This is a genomic window from Pseudomonas sp. R3-52-08 (assembly GCF_003851745.1).
GTDB lineage: Bacteria > Pseudomonadota > Gammaproteobacteria > Pseudomonadales > Pseudomonadaceae > Aquipseudomonas.
Window position 1 is genome coordinate 1,461,814 of sequence record NZ_CP027730.1, and the last position, 15,895, is coordinate 1,477,708.

At 58.9% G+C, this 15,895-nt stretch carries 16 protein-coding genes; 15 read left to right on the forward strand and 1 reads right to left on the reverse strand.

Annotated features, from left to right (window positions below):
- Positions 1 to 26 precede the first annotated feature (26 nt).
- The gene (gene map / locus C4J91_RS06655; RefSeq protein ID WP_124361607.1) at positions 27 to 821 is read right to left on the reverse strand and encodes a type I methionyl aminopeptidase; all 795 of its coding nucleotides are present in this window, start codon (positions 819 to 821) and stop codon (positions 27 to 29) included.
- A 376-nt stretch (positions 822 to 1,197) separates the two neighbouring features.
- Between map and rpsB the strand changes: the two genes are divergently transcribed.
- From rpsB to rnhB, 15 genes are all read left to right on the forward strand, one after another.
- Entirely contained in the window at positions 1,198 to 1,935 is a 738-nt protein-coding gene (gene rpsB / locus C4J91_RS06660; RefSeq protein ID WP_048719953.1) for a 30S ribosomal protein S2, read from the forward strand.
- A gap of 203 nt (positions 1,936 to 2,138) precedes the next feature.
- Positions 2,139 to 3,002, forward strand: coding sequence for a translation elongation factor Ts (gene tsf, locus C4J91_RS06665; RefSeq protein ID WP_124361608.1), 864 nt, complete (start codon positions 2,139 to 2,141; stop codon positions 3,000 to 3,002).
- A gap of 211 nt (positions 3,003 to 3,213) precedes the next feature.
- A complete protein-coding gene (gene pyrH / locus C4J91_RS06670; protein WP_003172271.1) occupies positions 3,214 to 3,957 on the forward strand; it encodes a UMP kinase in 744 nt (247 codons plus the stop codon).
- On the forward strand, positions 3,954 to 4,511 hold the full coding sequence (gene frr / locus C4J91_RS06675) for a ribosome recycling factor (RefSeq protein WP_124361609.1): 558 nt from the start codon (positions 3,954 to 3,956) through the stop codon (positions 4,509 to 4,511). Before pyrH ends, frr begins: the two co-directional genes overlap by 4 nt.
- Before the next feature lie 17 nt (positions 4,512 to 4,528).
- A complete protein-coding gene (gene uppS / locus C4J91_RS06680; protein WP_057723202.1) occupies positions 4,529 to 5,284 on the forward strand; it encodes a polyprenyl diphosphate synthase in 756 nt (251 codons plus the stop codon).
- Positions 5,285 to 6,091 carry a phosphatidate cytidylyltransferase gene (locus tag C4J91_RS06685; protein ID WP_124361610.1) on the forward strand — a complete coding sequence of 269 codons (807 nt, stop codon included), beginning with the start codon at positions 5,285 to 5,287 and terminating at the stop codon, positions 6,089 to 6,091.
- Entirely contained in the window at positions 6,088 to 7,293 is a 1,206-nt protein-coding gene (ispC, locus tag C4J91_RS06690; RefSeq protein WP_124361611.1) for a 1-deoxy-D-xylulose-5-phosphate reductoisomerase, read from the forward strand. The genes C4J91_RS06685 and ispC overlap by 4 nt, the downstream gene beginning before the upstream one ends.
- A gap of 38 nt (positions 7,294 to 7,331) precedes the next feature.
- On the forward strand, positions 7,332 to 8,684 hold the full coding sequence (rseP, locus tag C4J91_RS06695) for a sigma E protease regulator RseP (RefSeq protein WP_124361612.1): 1,353 nt from the start codon (positions 7,332 to 7,334) through the stop codon (positions 8,682 to 8,684).
- A gap of 74 nt (positions 8,685 to 8,758) precedes the next feature.
- The gene (bamA, locus tag C4J91_RS06700; RefSeq protein WP_124361613.1) at positions 8,759 to 11,146 is read left to right on the forward strand and encodes an outer membrane protein assembly factor BamA; all 2,388 of its coding nucleotides are present in this window, start codon (positions 8,759 to 8,761) and stop codon (positions 11,144 to 11,146) included.
- Positions 11,147 to 11,191: 45 nt separating this feature from the next.
- Positions 11,192 to 11,695, forward strand: a complete 504-nt coding sequence (locus tag C4J91_RS06705; protein WP_003172279.1) for an OmpH family outer membrane protein — start codon at positions 11,192 to 11,194, stop codon at positions 11,693 to 11,695.
- 3 nt (positions 11,696 to 11,698) lie between these two features.
- Positions 11,699 to 12,754 carry a UDP-3-O-(3-hydroxymyristoyl)glucosamine N-acyltransferase gene (lpxD, locus tag C4J91_RS06710; RefSeq protein ID WP_124361614.1) on the forward strand — a complete coding sequence of 352 codons (1,056 nt, stop codon included), beginning with the start codon at positions 11,699 to 11,701 and terminating at the stop codon, positions 12,752 to 12,754.
- Positions 12,755 to 12,865: 111 nt separating this feature from the next.
- Positions 12,866 to 13,306 (forward strand): 3-hydroxyacyl-ACP dehydratase FabZ, encoded by a 441-nt coding sequence (gene fabZ, locus C4J91_RS06715; protein ID WP_003172281.1) that lies wholly within the window; start codon positions 12,866 to 12,868, stop codon positions 13,304 to 13,306.
- Entirely contained in the window at positions 13,303 to 14,079 is a 777-nt protein-coding gene (lpxA, locus tag C4J91_RS06720; RefSeq protein ID WP_124361615.1) for an acyl-ACP--UDP-N-acetylglucosamine O-acyltransferase, read from the forward strand. The genes fabZ and lpxA overlap by 4 nt, the downstream gene beginning before the upstream one ends.
- Positions 14,080 to 14,081: 2 nt before the next feature.
- Positions 14,082 to 15,221, forward strand: coding sequence for a lipid-A-disaccharide synthase (lpxB, locus tag C4J91_RS06725; RefSeq protein ID WP_124361616.1), 1,140 nt, complete (start codon positions 14,082 to 14,084; stop codon positions 15,219 to 15,221).
- Complete coding sequence (gene rnhB, locus C4J91_RS06730) at positions 15,218 to 15,850, forward strand: ribonuclease HII (protein ID WP_124361617.1); 633 nt, start codon at positions 15,218 to 15,220, stop codon at positions 15,848 to 15,850. Before lpxB ends, rnhB begins: the two co-directional genes overlap by 4 nt.
- Positions 15,851 to 15,895: the final 45 nt, after the last annotated feature.

Consider the following 15,895-nt stretch of genomic DNA (forward strand, 5'->3'; position numbering starts at 1 on the left):
ACAGTGGGGGAAAACCTGAGTAATCCCTAAGCCGAAGCAGCATCCGATGTGCGTGGAATCGTGTCGTCGGCGCGCAGGGTGAAAATCTCGTAGCCGGTTTCGGTGACCAGCAGGGTGTGCTCCCACTGGGCCGAGAGTTTGCGGTCCTTGGTGATGGCGGTCCAGCCGTCGCCCAGCACCTTGGTATCGGCCTTGCCTTGGTTGATCATCGGTTCGATGGTAAAGGTCATGCCGGCCTTGAGTTCCATGCCGGTGCCGGCGCGGCCGTAGTGCAGGATCTGCGGCTCTTCATGGAACACGGTACCGATGCCATGGCCGCAGAACTCGCGCACCACCGAGAAGCCATTCTTTTCGGCGTGCTTCTGGATCACTTCACCGATATCGCCCAGGCGGCAGCCTGGCTTGACGATCTCGATGGCCTTGTACATGCATTCCTGGGTCACCTGGGACAGGCGCTCGGCCCAGACCGGCACGTTGCCGACGTGGAACATGCGGCTGGTGTCGCCGAAGTAGCGGTCCTTGATCACGGTGACGTCGATGTTCAGGGTGTCGCCGTCCTTCAACGGCTTGTCACCCGGGATCCCGTGGCACACGACGTGGTTGACCGAGGTGCAGATCGACTTGGGAAAGCCTTTGTAGTTCAGTGGGGCTGGGATGGCCTTTTGCACATTGACGATATAGTCATGGCAGATCTGGTTCAGTTCTTCGGTGGTGACGCCGGGCTTGACGTGTTCGGCGATCATTTCCAGCACGTCGGCGGCCAGTTTGCCGGCGATGCGCATGCCGGCGATGTCTTCGGCGGTTTTCAAACTAACGGTCATACAGGCTCTCTCTAGCGCGACGCGCTGAAATCAATACGGTTCACGGGCGTGCGACACTTCGCACACGCCACAAAAAAACGCGATTCTAACAGACGCGGGCGACAAACCATGAGCCCCTGACGATCGCTTCTCTCTATAGAGTGGGGGTATGTCGGCGCCATTCAAAGGGTTGGAACAGGGAAGCTTGCGGCAAATGTGATTGCGGGTTCCGTTTTCGCCCTTGCTGTGGTATAAAATGCGCCGCTTTCCGGGGATGCCCCGCAGAGCTTAAATCCACACACGTGTCGACACGATGACCTGGGTGCCGGAGGCCTTGAAGCCGCTGGTTGGTCATTGGGATACGTGGAGGCCAAACCCGACTTATTAAGGAACTATCATGTCCCAAGTCAACATGCGCGATATGCTGAAGGCCGGTGTGCACTTCGGTCACCAGACCCGTTACTGGAACCCGAAAATGGGCAAATACATTTTCGGCGCGCGTAACAAGATCCACATTATCAACCTTGAAAAAACCCTGCCAATGTTCAACGAAGCTTTGACTTTCGTAGAGCGCCTGGCCCAGGGCAAAAACAAGATCCTGTTCGTCGGCACCAAGCGTTCCGCTGGCAAGATCGTTGCTGAAGAAGCAGCACGTTGCGGTTCGCCGTACGTCGATCACCGCTGGTTGGGCGGCATGCTGACCAACTTCAAAACCATCCGTGCTTCCATCAAGCGTCTGCGTGACCTTGAAGTGCAAGCCGAAGACGGTACTTTCGCCAAGCTGACCAAGAAAGAGGCGCTGATGCGCACTCGCGACCTGGAAAAGCTCGATCGTTCCCTGGGTGGTATCAAGGACATGGGCGGTCTGCCTGACGCACTGTTCGTTATCGACGTTGATCACGAGCGCATCGCGATCACCGAAGCCAACAAGCTGGGCATCCCTGTTATCGGCGTAGTCGATACCAACAGCAGCCCGGATGGCGTTGACTACATCATCCCAGGCAACGATGACGCAATCCGCGCTATCCAGCTGTACATGGGTTCGATGGCTGACGCTGTAATCCGTGGTCGCAACCACGTTGCTGGCGGTACCGAGCAGTTCGTTGAAGAAGCTCCGGTAGCCGCAGCTGAGTAATTGACGCCCTGGCGTTGACTCAGTAAGCAAAAAGGGGGCTTGGCCCCCTTTTTGCCACCTCGAAAACCATTTGTTGGCGCCCACTTGTGGCGGCGCATCGTTGCTCTGTAACGTGCAGCAGCCTACAACGGATATTCGGGAAGAATTGATCCCCCGTTCGATCGGGTGGAATGGTTGAAAACCTATCCAAGAGGAATTTGAAAATGGCAGCAATTACTGCAGCGTTGGTTAAAGAACTGCGTGAGCGTACCGGCGAAGGCATGATGGATTGCAAGAAGGCCCTGGAAAAGGCCGACGGCGACATCGAAAAAGCCATTGACGACATGCGTGCTTCCGGCGCCATCAAGGCCGCCAAGAAAGCAGGCAACGTGGCTGCTGAAGGCGCCATCGCTCTGAAAGAAGACGGCAAGTCCGCGGTACTGCTGGAAGTGAACTCGCAGACCGACTTCCTGGCTCTGCAGGACGACTTCAAGGCATTTGTTGCCGCCAGCGTTGAAAAAGCGTTCGCCGACAAACTGACTGACGCCGCTCCGCTGATCGAAGCTCAAGAAGCAGATCGCCTGGTACTGGTCGGCAAGGTTGGCGAAAACGTCAACATCCGTCGCCTGGTGCGCGTTGAAGGTGACGTGGTAGGTGGTTACCTGCACGGCAACAAGATCGGTGTTGCAGTTGTCCTGAAAGGCGGCAACGTTGAACTGGCCAAAGACATCGCTATGCACGTAGCGGCCAGCAACCCTGAGTTCCTGTTGCCTTCGGAAGTTTCTGCCGAAGCGATCGAGCGTGAAAAAGCTGTGTTCCTGCAGCTGAACGAAGAAAAAATCAAAGGCAAGCCAGAAAACATTGTTGAGAACATGGTCAAAGGCCGTATCAGCAAGTTCCTGGCTGAAGCAAGCCTGGTTGAGCAGGCGTTCGTCAAGAACCCTGAAATCAAGGTTGGCGAACTGGCCAAGAAAGCCGGTGCTGAAATCGTTTCCTTCACTTACTTCAAAGTAGGCGACGGTATCGAGAAGCCGGTCGACAACTTCGCTGAAGAAGTTGCTGCCCAGCTGGCTGCCGCCAAGCAATAAGACAGTTTTCAACTGTCGCCCGAAAGAGGCTGCCCGCTCACGCGCGCAGCCTCTTTTCAAATGGGAAGGCGAATTTATTTGGCTTCCCCTCGGAACTGGCTTACAAAGCCGTGTTCCGATGGCGCTGTGATGGCGTCCAGCTAGAGTGAACGCAAGCCGTAAACGGCTCGCCAAGAATTTTTTAAAAAATACGCCGCAGGAGAGATTCGCAATGGCTCAGCAGGGCAGTGGTTATCAGGCTCGCTATAAACGCATTCTACTCAAGCTCAGCGGCGAGGCCCTGATGGGCTCGGAAGAGTTCGGGATCGACCCCAAGGTACTTGACCGCATGGCGCTCGAAGTCGGCCAACTGGTCGGTATCGGTGTTCAGGTGGGCCTGGTGATCGGTGGTGGCAACCTGTTCCGCGGCGCGGCACTGAGTGCTGCCGGCATGGATCGGGTCACTGGCGACCACATGGGCATGCTGGCCACTGTGATGAACGCCCTGGCCATGCGTGACGCCCTGGAGCGTGCCAATATCTCGGCCATCGTGATGTCGGCTATTTCCATGGTCGGTGTGACCGATCACTACGATCGCCGCAAAGCCATGCGCCACCTGAACGCCAAGGAAGTGGTGATCTTTGCCGCGGGCACCGGTAACCCATTCTTCACCACCGATTCGGCCGCATGCCTGCGTGCTATCGAAATCGACGCAGACGTGGTGTTGAAGGCGACCAAGGTGGATGGCGTATACACTGCAGATCCATTCAAAGACCCGCATGCCGAGAAGTTCGATCATCTGACCTACGATGAAGTGCTGGATCGCAAGCTGGGTGTGATGGACCTGACGGCTATCTGTCTGTGCCGCGACCACAAGATGCCGCTGCGCGTATTTAACATGAACAAGCCCGGCGCCCTGCTGAATATCGTACACGGCGGCGCAGAAGGGACTCTGATCGAGGAAGGCCAACAATGATCAACGAAATCAAGAAAGACGCCCAAGCGCGTATGCACAAATCCCTGGAATCGCTGAACCATGCATTTGGTCAGATTCGCACGGGCAAGGCTCACCCAAGCATCCTGGGCAGCGTGATGGTGCCCTACTACGGTACGGACACCTCCATTACCCAGGTGGCCAACATCACCGTAAAAGACTCGCGCACCCTGCAGGTCGTGGCCTTCGAGCGCAACATGCTCGGGGCGGTCGACAAAGCTATCCAGAGTGCCGGCTTGAACCTCAACCCGACCAACTTGGGCGAGTTGTTGTTGATTTCCATGCCTGCCCTGACCGAAGAGACCCGCAAGGGCTTCACCAAGCAGGCGCGCAGCGCGGCTGAAGATGCACGGGTTGCCGTGCGCAACATCCGTCGCGATGCCTTGGGTGACCTGAAGAAGCTGGTCAAGGACAAGGAAATCAGCGAAGACGAAGAGCGCCGTGCCGTTGCCGATATCGATAAGCTGACCAAGGATGCGGAGGCCCAGATCACCAAGGCCACCGAAGAAAAAGAAAAGGACCTGATGGCCGTATAAGGGGTCAGGACGCCTTCATGGAAAAGACCAAGCAGACTGTGCCCTCTGTGGTGCCGCGCCATGTCGCGATCATCATGGATGGGAATAATCGCTGGGCGAAAAAACGCTTTATGCCCGGTGTTGCCGGGCATAAAGCGGGTGTCGATGCGGTGCGCGCTGTCATCGAAGTGTGCGCCGAGGCCAAGGTCGAAGTGCTGACGCTGTTTGCCTTTTCCAGCGAGAACTGGCAGCGGCCCGCCGAAGAAGTGAGTGCCTTGATGGACCTGTTCTTCAAGGCGCTGCGGCGCGAGGCCAAGCGCCTCAATGACAACGGCATCAGCCTGCGCATCATTGGTGACCGTTCCCGGTTCCATCCGGAGCTGCAGGCAGCCATGCGTGAAGCCGAGGCTATCACGGCCGGCAGCAACCGTTTCGTGCTGCAAATCGCGGCCAACTACGGCGGCCAATGGGATATCGCCCAGGCTGCGCAACGGCTGGCCCGCGAAGTGCAGGCCGGTCATCTGCGGCCCGACGACATCACGCCCGAACTGCTGCAAACCTGCCTGGTGACCGGCGACCTGCCGTTGCCAGACTTGTGCATCCGTACCGGTGGTGAGCACCGCATCAGCAATTTCCTGCTGTGGCAGCTAGCCTATACCGAGTTGTATTTCTCCGACCTGTTCTGGCCGGACTTCAAACACGATGCCATGCGCAATGCGCTGGCCGATTTCGCTTCCCGTCAGCGTCGCTTCGGTAAAACGAGCGAGCAGATCGAAGCTGGAGCCCGGGTTTAAATGCTTAAACAACGAATCATCACAGCACTGATACTGCTGCCGATTGCCTTGTGTGGTTTTTTCCTGCTCGAGGGTTCCGGCTTTGCACTGTTCATCGGCCTGGTGGTAACCCTCGGCGCATGGGAATGGGCACGTCTGGCGGGCTTCAGCGACCAATTGCCACGCGTGGCGTACGCCGCGATCGTCGCGCTGTTGCTGTTCCTGATGTACATCCTGCCCGATATCGCGCCCTGGGTGCTGGGGGCGTCGGTACTGTGGTGGGCATTGGCGACGTTCCTGGTGCTGACCTATCCACGCACCAGCGGTCAATGGTCCAGTGTGGCCTGCAAGTTGGTGATTGGCTTGCTGATCCTGCTGCCGGCCTGGCAAGGCTTGGTGGAAATCAAGCGTTTCCCGAATGGCAACGAATTGATCCTGGCGGTCATGGTGCTGGTCTGGGGCGCTGACATTGGTGCCTACTTTTCAGGCCGTGCCTTTGGCAAGCGCAAGCTGGCGCCGGCCGTCAGCCCAGGCAAGAGCTGGGAAGGCGTATACGGCGGGCTGGCCTTGACGCTGCTGATTGCGCTGGCGGTCGGTGTGTGGCGCGACTGGTCGGTGAAAGAGATTGTCCTCGCCCTGTTGGGGACCGCCGTGGTGGTATTCATTTCGGTGGTGGGCGACCTCACCGAGAGCATGTTCAAGCGCCAGGCCGGGATCAAGGACAGCAGCAATCTGCTGCCAGGTCACGGTGGTGTGCTGGACCGTATCGACAGCCTCACCGCCGCGTTGCCGATCTTTGCCGTGTTGCTGTGGATGATCGCTTCGTGAGCCGTCTGCAGCAGGTCACCGTGCTTGGAGCGACGGGCTCGGTCGGGCTGAGCAGCCTGGATGTCATCGCCCGTCACCCCGATCGTTACCAGGTTTTCGCCCTGACTGGCTTTACACGCATGAATGAACTGCTGGCGTTATGCGTGCGTCATTCGCCGCGCTTTGCCGTGGTGCCGCAGGCCGCTGCCGCGCGAAGCCTGCAGGATGATCTGCGGGCCGCCGGCCTTGCCACCCAGGTGCTGGTGGGCGAGGAGGGGCTGTGCCAGGTGTCTGCGGACGCCGAAGTGGATACGGTCGTGGCAGCTATTGTCGGCGCAGCGGGTTTGCGCCCCACACTGGCTGCCGTCGATGCGGGCAAGAAAATCCTGCTGGCCAATAAAGAAGCCCTGGTCATGTCCGGCGCGCTCTTTATGCAGGCCGTGCGCAAGAGTGGGGCGGTCCTGTTGCCCCTGGACAGCGAGCACAACGCGATCTTCCAGTGCATGCCCGCTGATTTTGCCCGCGGCCTGGGCCAGGTCGGCGTGCGCCGGATTTTACTGACGGCGTCCGGTGGTCCCTTCCGGCAGACTCCGGTGGATGAGCTGGAGCATGTGTCGCCCGACCAGGCGTGCGCGCACCCGAACTGGTCCATGGGGCGCAAAATCTCCGTGGATTCGGCGAGCATGATGAATAAAGGGCTGGAACTGATCGAGGCGTGCTGGTTGTTCGATGCGCGGCCTGATCAGGTGGAGGTGGTGATTCACCCGCAAAGTGTGATTCATTCCCTGGTGGATTACGTGGACGGCTCGGTACTGGCGCAATTGGGCAACCCGGATATGCGCACGCCGATCGCCAATGCCCTGGCTTGGCCGGAGCGGATTGATTCCGGTGTGGCGCCATTGGACCTGTTTGCCATCGCGCGCCTGGATTTCCAGGCGCCGGACGAACAGCGCTTCCCGTGCCTGCGTCTGGCCCGGCAAGCAGCTGAGGCGGGCAACAGTGCGCCAGCCATGCTCAATGCAGCCAATGAAGTGGCCGTGGCGGCGTTTCTCGAACGGCGCATCCGCTTTCCGCAGATCGCGAGTATCATCGAGGACGTTCTGGATTCTGAGCCGGTTGTGGCTGTGGATGACCTGGGGGCCGTGTTCGAGGCGGATACAAAGGCTCGGGCCCTGGCCGAGCAATGGCTGGGCCGCAACGCGCGTCAGGCTGTAAGCGGGTAAGCGCCTTCAGGCATTGGATTGAAATGCGGAGAAATTAGATGAGTGCGCTCTACATGATTGTCGGCACCCTGGTTGCTCTGGGTGTGCTGGTTACCTTCCACGAATTCGGCCACTTCTGGGTGGCGCGTCGTTGCGGCGTCAAGGTATTGCGCTTTTCCGTCGGTTTCGGCATGCCGCTGGTTCGCTGGCATGATCGTCAGGGTACCGAGTTCGTGATTGCAGCCATCCCGCTGGGTGGCTATGTGAAGATGCTCGATGAGCGCGAAGGCGAAGTCCCTGCGGACCAGTTGGATCAATCCTTCAACCGCAAGACCGTTCGTCAGCGCATCGCCATCGTCGCTGCCGGCCCGATTGCCAATTTCCTGTTGGCGATGGTGTTCTTCTGGGTCCTTGCCATGCTGGGCAGCCAGCAAGTGCGTCCGGTCATCGGCGCGGTCGAGACGGGCAGTATGGCGGCCAAGGCCGGGCTGGTGGCAGGCCAGGAAATTGTTTCCATTGATGGCGAGCCCACCACGGGTTGGGGCGCGGTCAATTTGCAGTTGGTGCGGCGGCTGGGTGAGAGCGGCAGCGTCAATGTGGTGGTGCGTGAGCCGGACTCCAGTGCCGAAAGCCCGCGTGAGCTGGCTTTGGACCATTGGCTTCAAGGCGCTGACGAGCCGGATCCGATCAAGTCCCTGGGTATTCGTCCATGGCGTCCGGCGTTGCCGCCGGTACTCGCCGAACTGGACCCTAAAGGCCCGGCCCAGGCCGCAGGCCTGAAAACCGGCGACCGGTTGTTGGCCCTTGACGGCCAGGCGCTGGGCGACTGGCAGCAAGTGGTCGACCTGGTACGTGTACGCCCTGATACGAAAATTGTGCTGAAAGTTGAGCGCGAAGGTGCTCAAATCGACGTCCCTGTGACCTTGTCGGTGCGTGGTGAGGCCAAGGCTGCCGGGGGTTACCTGGGTGCCGGGGTCAAAGGTGTCGAGTGGCCGCCATCGATGGTGCGAGAGATCAGCTTCGGGCCGTTGGCAGCGATTGGCGAGGGTGCTAAACGCACTTGGACCATGAGCGTGCTGACCCTCGAATCCCTGAAGAAAATGTTGTTCGGCGAGCTCTCGGTAAAAAACTTGAGTGGACCGATAACCATTGCTAAAGTGGCGGGCGCTTCTGCCCAGTCGGGTGTCGCGGATTTCCTGAATTTCCTGGCTTATCTGAGTATCAGCCTTGGAGTTCTGAATTTGCTGCCCATTCCAGTGTTGGATGGGGGGCATCTGCTGTTTTATCTGGTCGAGTGGGTGCGTGGTCGCCCCTTGTCGGATCGGGTGCAGGGTTGGGGGATACAGATCGGTATCAGTTTGGTGGTCGGAGTGATGTTGTTAGCTCTGGTCAACGATCTGGGACGACTGTAACGCTTCGCTGAATTGCGAATCTGCCGCATTTTGCGGCAGTTTGTTTATTGCCAGTTGGAATAAGAAAGGACTTCATGAAACGTCTGCTGCTAACTGCGGTTCTCACCGTATTGATGATCGCCGAAGTTCACGCCGAGTCCTTCACCATCTCCGATATTCGCGTCAACGGCCTCCAGCGGGTTTCCGCGGGTAGCGTCTTTGGTGCCTTGCCGTTGAACGTCGGGGAACAGGCTGATGATCGTCGCCTGGTGGAATCCACTCGTGCGCTGTTCAAAACCGGGTTCTTTCAAGATATCCAACTGGGTCGCGAAGGCAACGTCCTGGTTATCACCGTCGTCGAGCGGCCTTCCGTCGCGAGCATCACGATCGAAGGTAACAAGGCTATCTCCACTGAAGACCTGATGAAGGGGTTGAAGCAGTCGGGCCTGGCCGAGGGCGAGATCTTCCAGCGCGCCACCCTTGAAGGTGTGCGTAACGAGCTGCAACGCCAGTACGTTGCCCAGGGCCGCTACTCGGCAAGCGTGGAGACGGAAGTCATCCCACAGCCGCGTAACCGCGTAGGCCTGAAGGTCAATATCAACGAAGGCACCGTGGCGGCCATCCAGCACATCAACGTGGTGGGCAATACCAAGTTCGCGGATGAGGACCTGATCGACCTGTTCGAACTCAAGACCACCAACTGGTTGTCGTTCTTCAAGAACGATGACAAGTACGCCCGTGAAAAACTGTCCGGTGACCTGGAACGCCTGCGCTCCTACTACCTGGACCGTGGCTACATCAACATGGACATCGCTTCGACCCAGGTGTCCATCACCCCGGACAAGAAGCACGTCTACATTACTGTCAACGTCAACGAAGGCGAGAAGTACAAGGTTCGTGACGTCAAGCTCAGCGGTGACTTGAAAGTGCCTGAAGACCAGGTCAAGTCCCTGTTGCTGGTCCAGAAAGACCAGGTGTTCTCGCGCAAGCTGATGACCACCACCTCGGAGCTGATCACCCGTCGCCTGGGTAACGAAGGCTATACCTTTGCCAACGTCAACGGCGTGCCGACCCCGAACGATGAAGACCACACCGTGGACATCACCTTCGTCGTCGATCCGGGCAAGCGTGCCTACGTCAACCGCATCAACTTCCGTGGCAACACCAAGTCCTCGGACGAAGTGCTGCGCCGTGAAATGCGCCAGATGGAAGGCGGTTGGGCGTCGACTTACCTGATCGACCAATCCAAGACCCGTCTTGAGCGCCTGGGCTTCTTCAAGGAAGTCAACGTCGAAACCCCGGCCGTACCGGGTGTGGATGACCAGGTCGACGTGAACTACGCCGTTGAAGAGCAAGCCTCGGGTTCGATCACCGCCAGTGTCGGTTTCGCACAGAGCGCGGGTTTGATCCTGGGCGGTTCCATCACCCAGAACAACTTCCTCGGTACCGGTAACCGTGTGTCCATCGGCCTGACCCGAAGCGAATACCAGAGCCGATACAACTTCGGCTACACCGACCCCTACTGGACTGCAGACGGTGTGAGCCTGGGCTACAACGCCTTCTACCGCACCACCGACTACAAAGACCTCGACGTCGACGTTGCAAGCTATGCGATCGACAGCCTCGGTGCCGGCGTCAACGTGGGTTATCCGATCAGTGAGACCTCGCGCCTGACCTTCGGCCTGACCGCGCAGCAGGATGAGATCAAGACCGGTGTCTACACCGTGGATGAAATTTTCGACTTCACCCGTCGTGAAGGCGACAAGTTCCTGAACTTCAAGGCGTCTGCCGGCTGGTCCGAGTCGACCCTGAACAAAGGCGTACTGGCAACCCGTGGCCATTCCCAGAGCCTGACTGCGGAAGTCACTACGCCGGGCAGCGACCTGTCGTTCTTCAAGCTCGACTACCGTGGCCAGTTGTTCCAGCCGTTGAGCGATAACTACACCATGCGCCTGCACACCGAGCTGGGCTATGGCGACGGTTATGGTTCGACCAATGGCTTGCCGTTCTATGAGAACTACTATGCGGGCGGTTTCAACTCGGTACGTGGCTTCAAGGACAGCACCTTGGGTCCTCGTGGTACGCCGAGTCGTGGTCAAGCGTTTACTGGTAACCAGGGCACGGAACCTGACTCGGACAACGACCCGCTTCCGTTCGGTGGTAACGTGCTGATCCAGGGTGGTGCGGAGATTCTGTTCCCGCTGCCGTTCATCAAGGACCAGCGTTCCCTGCGCACCTCGGTCTTCTGGGACGTGGGTAACGTGTTCGACTCCAAGTGCGAGCAGATCAAGAACCCAAGTGGCTTGAAGTCCAACACCCAGTGCAACGACGTGAGCCTGAGCAATATGGCCAGCTCCGTGGGCGTGGGTGTGACCTGGGTGACTGCGTTGGGCCCGTTGAGCTTTGCTCTGGCCATGCCGATCAAGAAACCGGATAACGCTGAAACCCAGATTTTCCAATTCTCCCTTGGCCAGACGTTCTAAGCGTCTGACCTAAGATAACGACAACGGATTCTGTAGGAGTACATCGTGCGTAAGTTGACTCAATTGGTCCTGCTGGCCACTGTGCTGGTAACCACCCCGGCCTTCGCCGAAATGAAAATCGCCGTGCTGAACTATCAGATGGCCCTGCTGGAATCTGACGCGGCCAAGAAGTACGCCGTGGATGCAGAAAAGAAATTCGGTCCGCAACTGACCAAGCTCAAAACTCTGGAAAGCAGTGCCAAAGGCATCCAGGACCGTCTCGTTGCCGGTGGTGACAAGATGCAGCAAGGCGAGCGCGAGCGTCTGGAGCTTGAATTCAAGCAAAAGGCCCGTGACTACCAGTTCCAATCCAAGGAACTGAACGAAGCCAAAGCAGTTGCTGACCGCGAAATGCTCAAGCAGCTCAAGCCGAAACTCGACAGCGCTGTGGAAGAAGTCATCAAGAAGGGTGCCTTTGACCTAGTGTTCGAGCGTGGCGCCGTGATTGACGTCAAGCCTCAATACGACATCACCCGCCAGGTGATCGAGCGCATGAATCAGCTGAAGTAAACCATGACCGCGACCATCAAGCTCGGCGAGTTGGCCGAGTTCCTGGGGGCCACCTTGCGTGGTTCCCCGGAGAGAGACATTACTGGGCTAGCCACCTTGCAGGAGGCTGGCCCAGCTCAGTTGAGCTTCCTCGCAAATCCTCAATACCGTAAATACCTGGTCGATTGCCAAGCCGCAGCCGTGTTGCTGAAGGCCGCGGACGCCGAAGGGTTTATCGGGGATGCGCTGGTAGTGGACGACCCCTACCTGTGCTACGCGAAAGCATCGCACCTGTTCGATCCCAAGCCTAAGGCGGCTGGCGGTATTCACCCGACAGCAGTGATCGCCGAGGATGCCCAGGTCGACCCTGCGGCCAGCATTGGCGCCTTTGCCGTGATCGAGAGTGGCGCCCGTATTGGTGCTGGCGTCACCGTCGGCGCGCATTGCTTTATCGGCGCGCGTTGCGTAATCGGTGCCGATGGCTGGCTGGCTCCTCGCGTTACCCTTTACCACGATGTGCGTATTGGGCAGCGGGTGGTCATTCAGTCGGGCGCGGTAATTGGCGGTGAGGGCTTCGGCTTTGCCAATGCCAAGGGTGTCTGGCACAAGATCGCCCAGGTGGGCGGCGTGTTGATCGGCGACGACGTAGAGATCGGTGTCAACACTGCTGTCGATCGCGGGGCCCTGGCCGATACCGTGATTGGCAACGGCGTGAAGCTCGACAACCAGATTCAGATCGCCCACAACGTGCAGATTGGCGATCACACCGCCATGGCTGCCTGCGTGGGGATTTCCGGCAGCACCAAAATCGGCAAGCATTGCATGCTCGCCGGTGGCGTGGGGCTGGTGGGGCATATCGATATTTGCGACAACGTCTTCATCACCGGCATGACCATGGTCACTCACTCGATTACCGAGCCAGGGGCTTATTCATCCGGTACCGCCATGCAGCCAGCGGCTGAATGGCGCAAGAGCGCAGCACGTCTGAGGCAGCTCGACGACATGGCGCGACGTCTCAAACAGCTGGAAAAGCGTGTTGCAGACGTGACCCCTGGCGGTAATGCTTCATCAGAAGGCTGATACCATTTCCATATCAAGTGTGCACAGCCGCTAGACTGCCTCCTTGATTTGCTAGCGGGGCGTGCTTTTAGTCCGCCCGCCCCCAATCTTTATTACAGGCTTCCCCCCGAAATGATGGACATCAACGAGATTCGCGAATACCTGCCTCACCGTTACCCGTTCCTGCTGGTGGACCGTGTAGTGGACCTCAATGTTGAGGAAAAGCGCATTCGTGCCTACAAGAATGTCAGCATCAACGAACCGTTTTTCAATGGTCACTTTCCTGCGCATCCCATCATGCCGGGCGTGTTGATCATTGAAGCAATGGCCCAGGCTGCCGGTATCCTTGGTTTCAAAATGCTCGACCTCAAGCCTGCCGACGGCACGCTTTACTATTTCGTGGGCTCCGACAAGTTGCGTTTTCGCAATCCGGTCACCCCGGGTGACCAGTTGATCCTGGAAGCCAAGTTCATCAGTTGCAAGCGCCAGATCTGGAAGTTCGAATGCCAGGCCTCGGTGGATGGCAAGCCGGTGTGCTCTGCCGAGATCATCTGCGCGGAACGCAAACTATGAGTTTGATTGACCCTCGCGCAATCATCGATCCGTCGGCCGTACTGGCCGCCGACGTTGAGGTCGGCCCTTGGTCGATTGTCGGCGCAGGTGTGGAAATCGGCGAGGGGACTGTCATCGGGCCGCACGTGATCCTTAAGGGTCCGACCCGCATTGGCAAACACAATCGCATCTACCAGTTTTCCTCGGTAGGCGAAGACACGCCGGACATGAAGTACAAGGGTGAAGAAACGCGCCTGGTAATCGGTGACCACAACATCATCCGTGAAGGCGTGACCATCCACCGTGGCACGGTGCAGGATCGGGCCGAGACCACGCTGGGGGATCACAACCTGGTGATGGCCTATGCCCATATCGGCCACGATAGCGTGATCGGTAACCACTGCATCCTGGTCAACAACACCGCCTTGGCTGGGCATGTGCATGTGGACGACTGGGCGATCCTGTCCGGTTTTACCTTGGTGCACCAATATTGCCATATCGGCGCCCACAGCTTTTCCGGCATGGGCACCGCCATTGGCAAGGATGTCCCTGCATTCGTCACGGTGTTCGGCAACCCCGCTGAAGCCCGCAGCATGAATTTTGAAGGGATGCGCCGTCGCGGCTTCAGCGACGACGCGATCCAAGCCCTGCGCCGCGCCTACAAGACGGTTTACCGTCAAGGGCTGACGGTTGAGCAGGCCCTGACCGAACTGGCCGAGCCGGCAGCGTCGTTCCCGGAAGTCGCGGTGTTTCGTGACTCGATCCAGGCGTCGACTCGCGGCATCACCCGCTGACCATGGCCAAGTTGCGTATCGCACTGGTCGCCGGCGAAGCTTCCGGCGATATTCTCGGTGCCGGCCTGATGCGGGCCCTCAAGGTCCAGCACCCTGCCATTGAATTCATCGGCGTCGGCGGCCCATTGATGCAGGCCGAAGGCCTCACCTCCTACTTTCCGATGGAGCGCTTGTCGGTCATGGGTTTGGTAGAAGTACTGGGGCGCCTGCGTGAGTTGCTCGCGCGTCGCAAGCTACTGATCAAGACGTTGATCGAAGAAAAGCCCGACGTCTTTATCGGTATCGATGCCCCGGACTTCACCCTCAACATTGAACTTAAGTTGCGCCAGGCCGGGATCAAGACGGTGCACTATGTCAGCCCGTCCGTGTGGGCGTGGCGGCAAAAGCGCGTGCTCAAGATTCGTGAAGGCTGCGACTTGATGCTGACCCTGCTGCCGTTCGAAGCGCGGTTCTACGAAGAGAAGGGCGTGCCGGTGCGGTTTGTCGGGCATACCCTGGCCGATGCCATTCCTTTGCAGGCCGACCGTGCCGCAGCGCGTGCCGAACTGGGGTTGCCCGACGGCCCGCTGGTCGCGCTGATGCCGGGTAGCCGGGGCGGTGAAGTCGGGCGCCTGGGCGGCCTGTTTTTTGATGCCGCTGAACGTCTGCAAGCGCTCAAGCCGGGGATTCGTTTTGTGCTGCCGTGCGCGAGCCCGCAGCGTCGCGCACAAATCGAAACACTGCTTGAGGGGCGCAACCTGCCGTTGACCCTGCTCGACGGTCAGTCGCACCTGGCCCTGGCCGCATGCGATGCCGTACTGATCGCCTCGGGCACCGCCACCCTGGAAGCCTTGCTGTACAAGCGTCCCATGGTTGTGGCCTATCGCCTGGCGCCGCTGACCTTCTGGATTCTCAAGCGGATGGTCAAGAGCCCGTATATTTCTTTGCCCAATCTGCTGGCTCAACGGTTGTTGGTGCCGGAGTTGTTGCAGGACGATGCTACGCCCCAGGCACTTGCACAGACGCTGCTACCCTTGATTGACGGTGGCGAAGAGCAGACCCGTGGTTTCGATGCTATTCACCGCACTCTGCGGCGTGATGCCTCGAACCAGGCGGCTGATGCCGTGTTGAACTTGATCGGCCATAGACAGGAAGCCTTATGAGTACGCAGATGGGCCTGGATTTCAGCCTGGTTGCACAGGCCCACGAACTGGTCGCCGGTGTCGACGAAGTCGGGCGCGGCCCGCTGTGCGGTGCGGTCGTAACGGCGGCAGTGATTCTCGACCCGAGCCGTCCGATCCTTGGTCTCAATGACTCGAAAAAGCTCACCGAAGCCCGCCGTGAAAAACTCTATGACGAGATCTGTGAGAAAGCCCTGAGTTGGCATATCGCCCGGGCGGAAGTGGAAGAAATCGATACGCTGAACATCCTGCACGCCACCATGCTTGCCATGCAACGTGCGGTTGAAGGGCTGCATATCACGCCCAGGCTGGCGATGATCGACGGCAATCGTTGCCCCCAGCTGGCGATGCGCGCTGAGGCCGTGGTCCAGGGCGACAGCAAGGTGCCGGCGATTGCGGCGGCGTCGATTTTGGCCAAGGTCAGCCGCGACCGCGAAATGGCGGCGTTCGACTTGATTTACCCCGGCTACGGCATGGGCGGTCACAAAGGCTACCCGACGCCCGTTCATCTGGAAGCCTTGGCGCGACTCGGCCCTACGCCGATCCATCGCCGCTCGTTCGCCCCGGTGCGCCAGGCTTATGAGCTGCGCGAGAGCCTCAGCGAGGTGTAGTCGCGAGGCTGATGTTTTGCTCAAGGCCCGGTACAATCCCGGGCC

Coding starts and splice junctions, on each gene's coding strand:
- map (WP_124361607.1), bottom strand. CDS start 821: ATGACCGTTAGTTTGAAAACCGCCGAAGACATCGCCGGCATGCGCATC.
- rpsB (WP_048719953.1), top strand. CDS start 1,198: ATGTCCCAAGTCAACATGCGCGATATGCTGAAGGCCGGTGTGCACTTC.
- tsf (WP_124361608.1), top strand. CDS start 2,139: ATGGCAGCAATTACTGCAGCGTTGGTTAAAGAACTGCGTGAGCGTACC.
- pyrH (WP_003172271.1), top strand. CDS start 3,214: ATGGCTCAGCAGGGCAGTGGTTATCAGGCTCGCTATAAACGCATTCTA.
- frr (WP_124361609.1), top strand. CDS start 3,954: ATGATCAACGAAATCAAGAAAGACGCCCAAGCGCGTATGCACAAATCC.
- uppS (WP_057723202.1), top strand. CDS start 4,529: ATGGAAAAGACCAAGCAGACTGTGCCCTCTGTGGTGCCGCGCCATGTC.
- C4J91_RS06685 (WP_124361610.1), top strand. CDS start 5,285: ATGCTTAAACAACGAATCATCACAGCACTGATACTGCTGCCGATTGCC.
- rseP (WP_124361612.1), top strand. CDS start 7,332: ATGAGTGCGCTCTACATGATTGTCGGCACCCTGGTTGCTCTGGGTGTG.
- bamA (WP_124361613.1), top strand. CDS start 8,759: ATGAAACGTCTGCTGCTAACTGCGGTTCTCACCGTATTGATGATCGCC.
- lpxD (WP_124361614.1), top strand. CDS start 11,699: ATGACCGCGACCATCAAGCTCGGCGAGTTGGCCGAGTTCCTGGGGGCC.
- fabZ (WP_003172281.1), top strand. CDS start 12,866: ATGATGGACATCAACGAGATTCGCGAATACCTGCCTCACCGTTACCCG.
- lpxA (WP_124361615.1), top strand. CDS start 13,303: ATGAGTTTGATTGACCCTCGCGCAATCATCGATCCGTCGGCCGTACTG.
- lpxB (WP_124361616.1), top strand. CDS start 14,082: ATGGCCAAGTTGCGTATCGCACTGGTCGCCGGCGAAGCTTCCGGCGAT.
- rnhB (WP_124361617.1), top strand. CDS start 15,218: ATGAGTACGCAGATGGGCCTGGATTTCAGCCTGGTTGCACAGGCCCAC.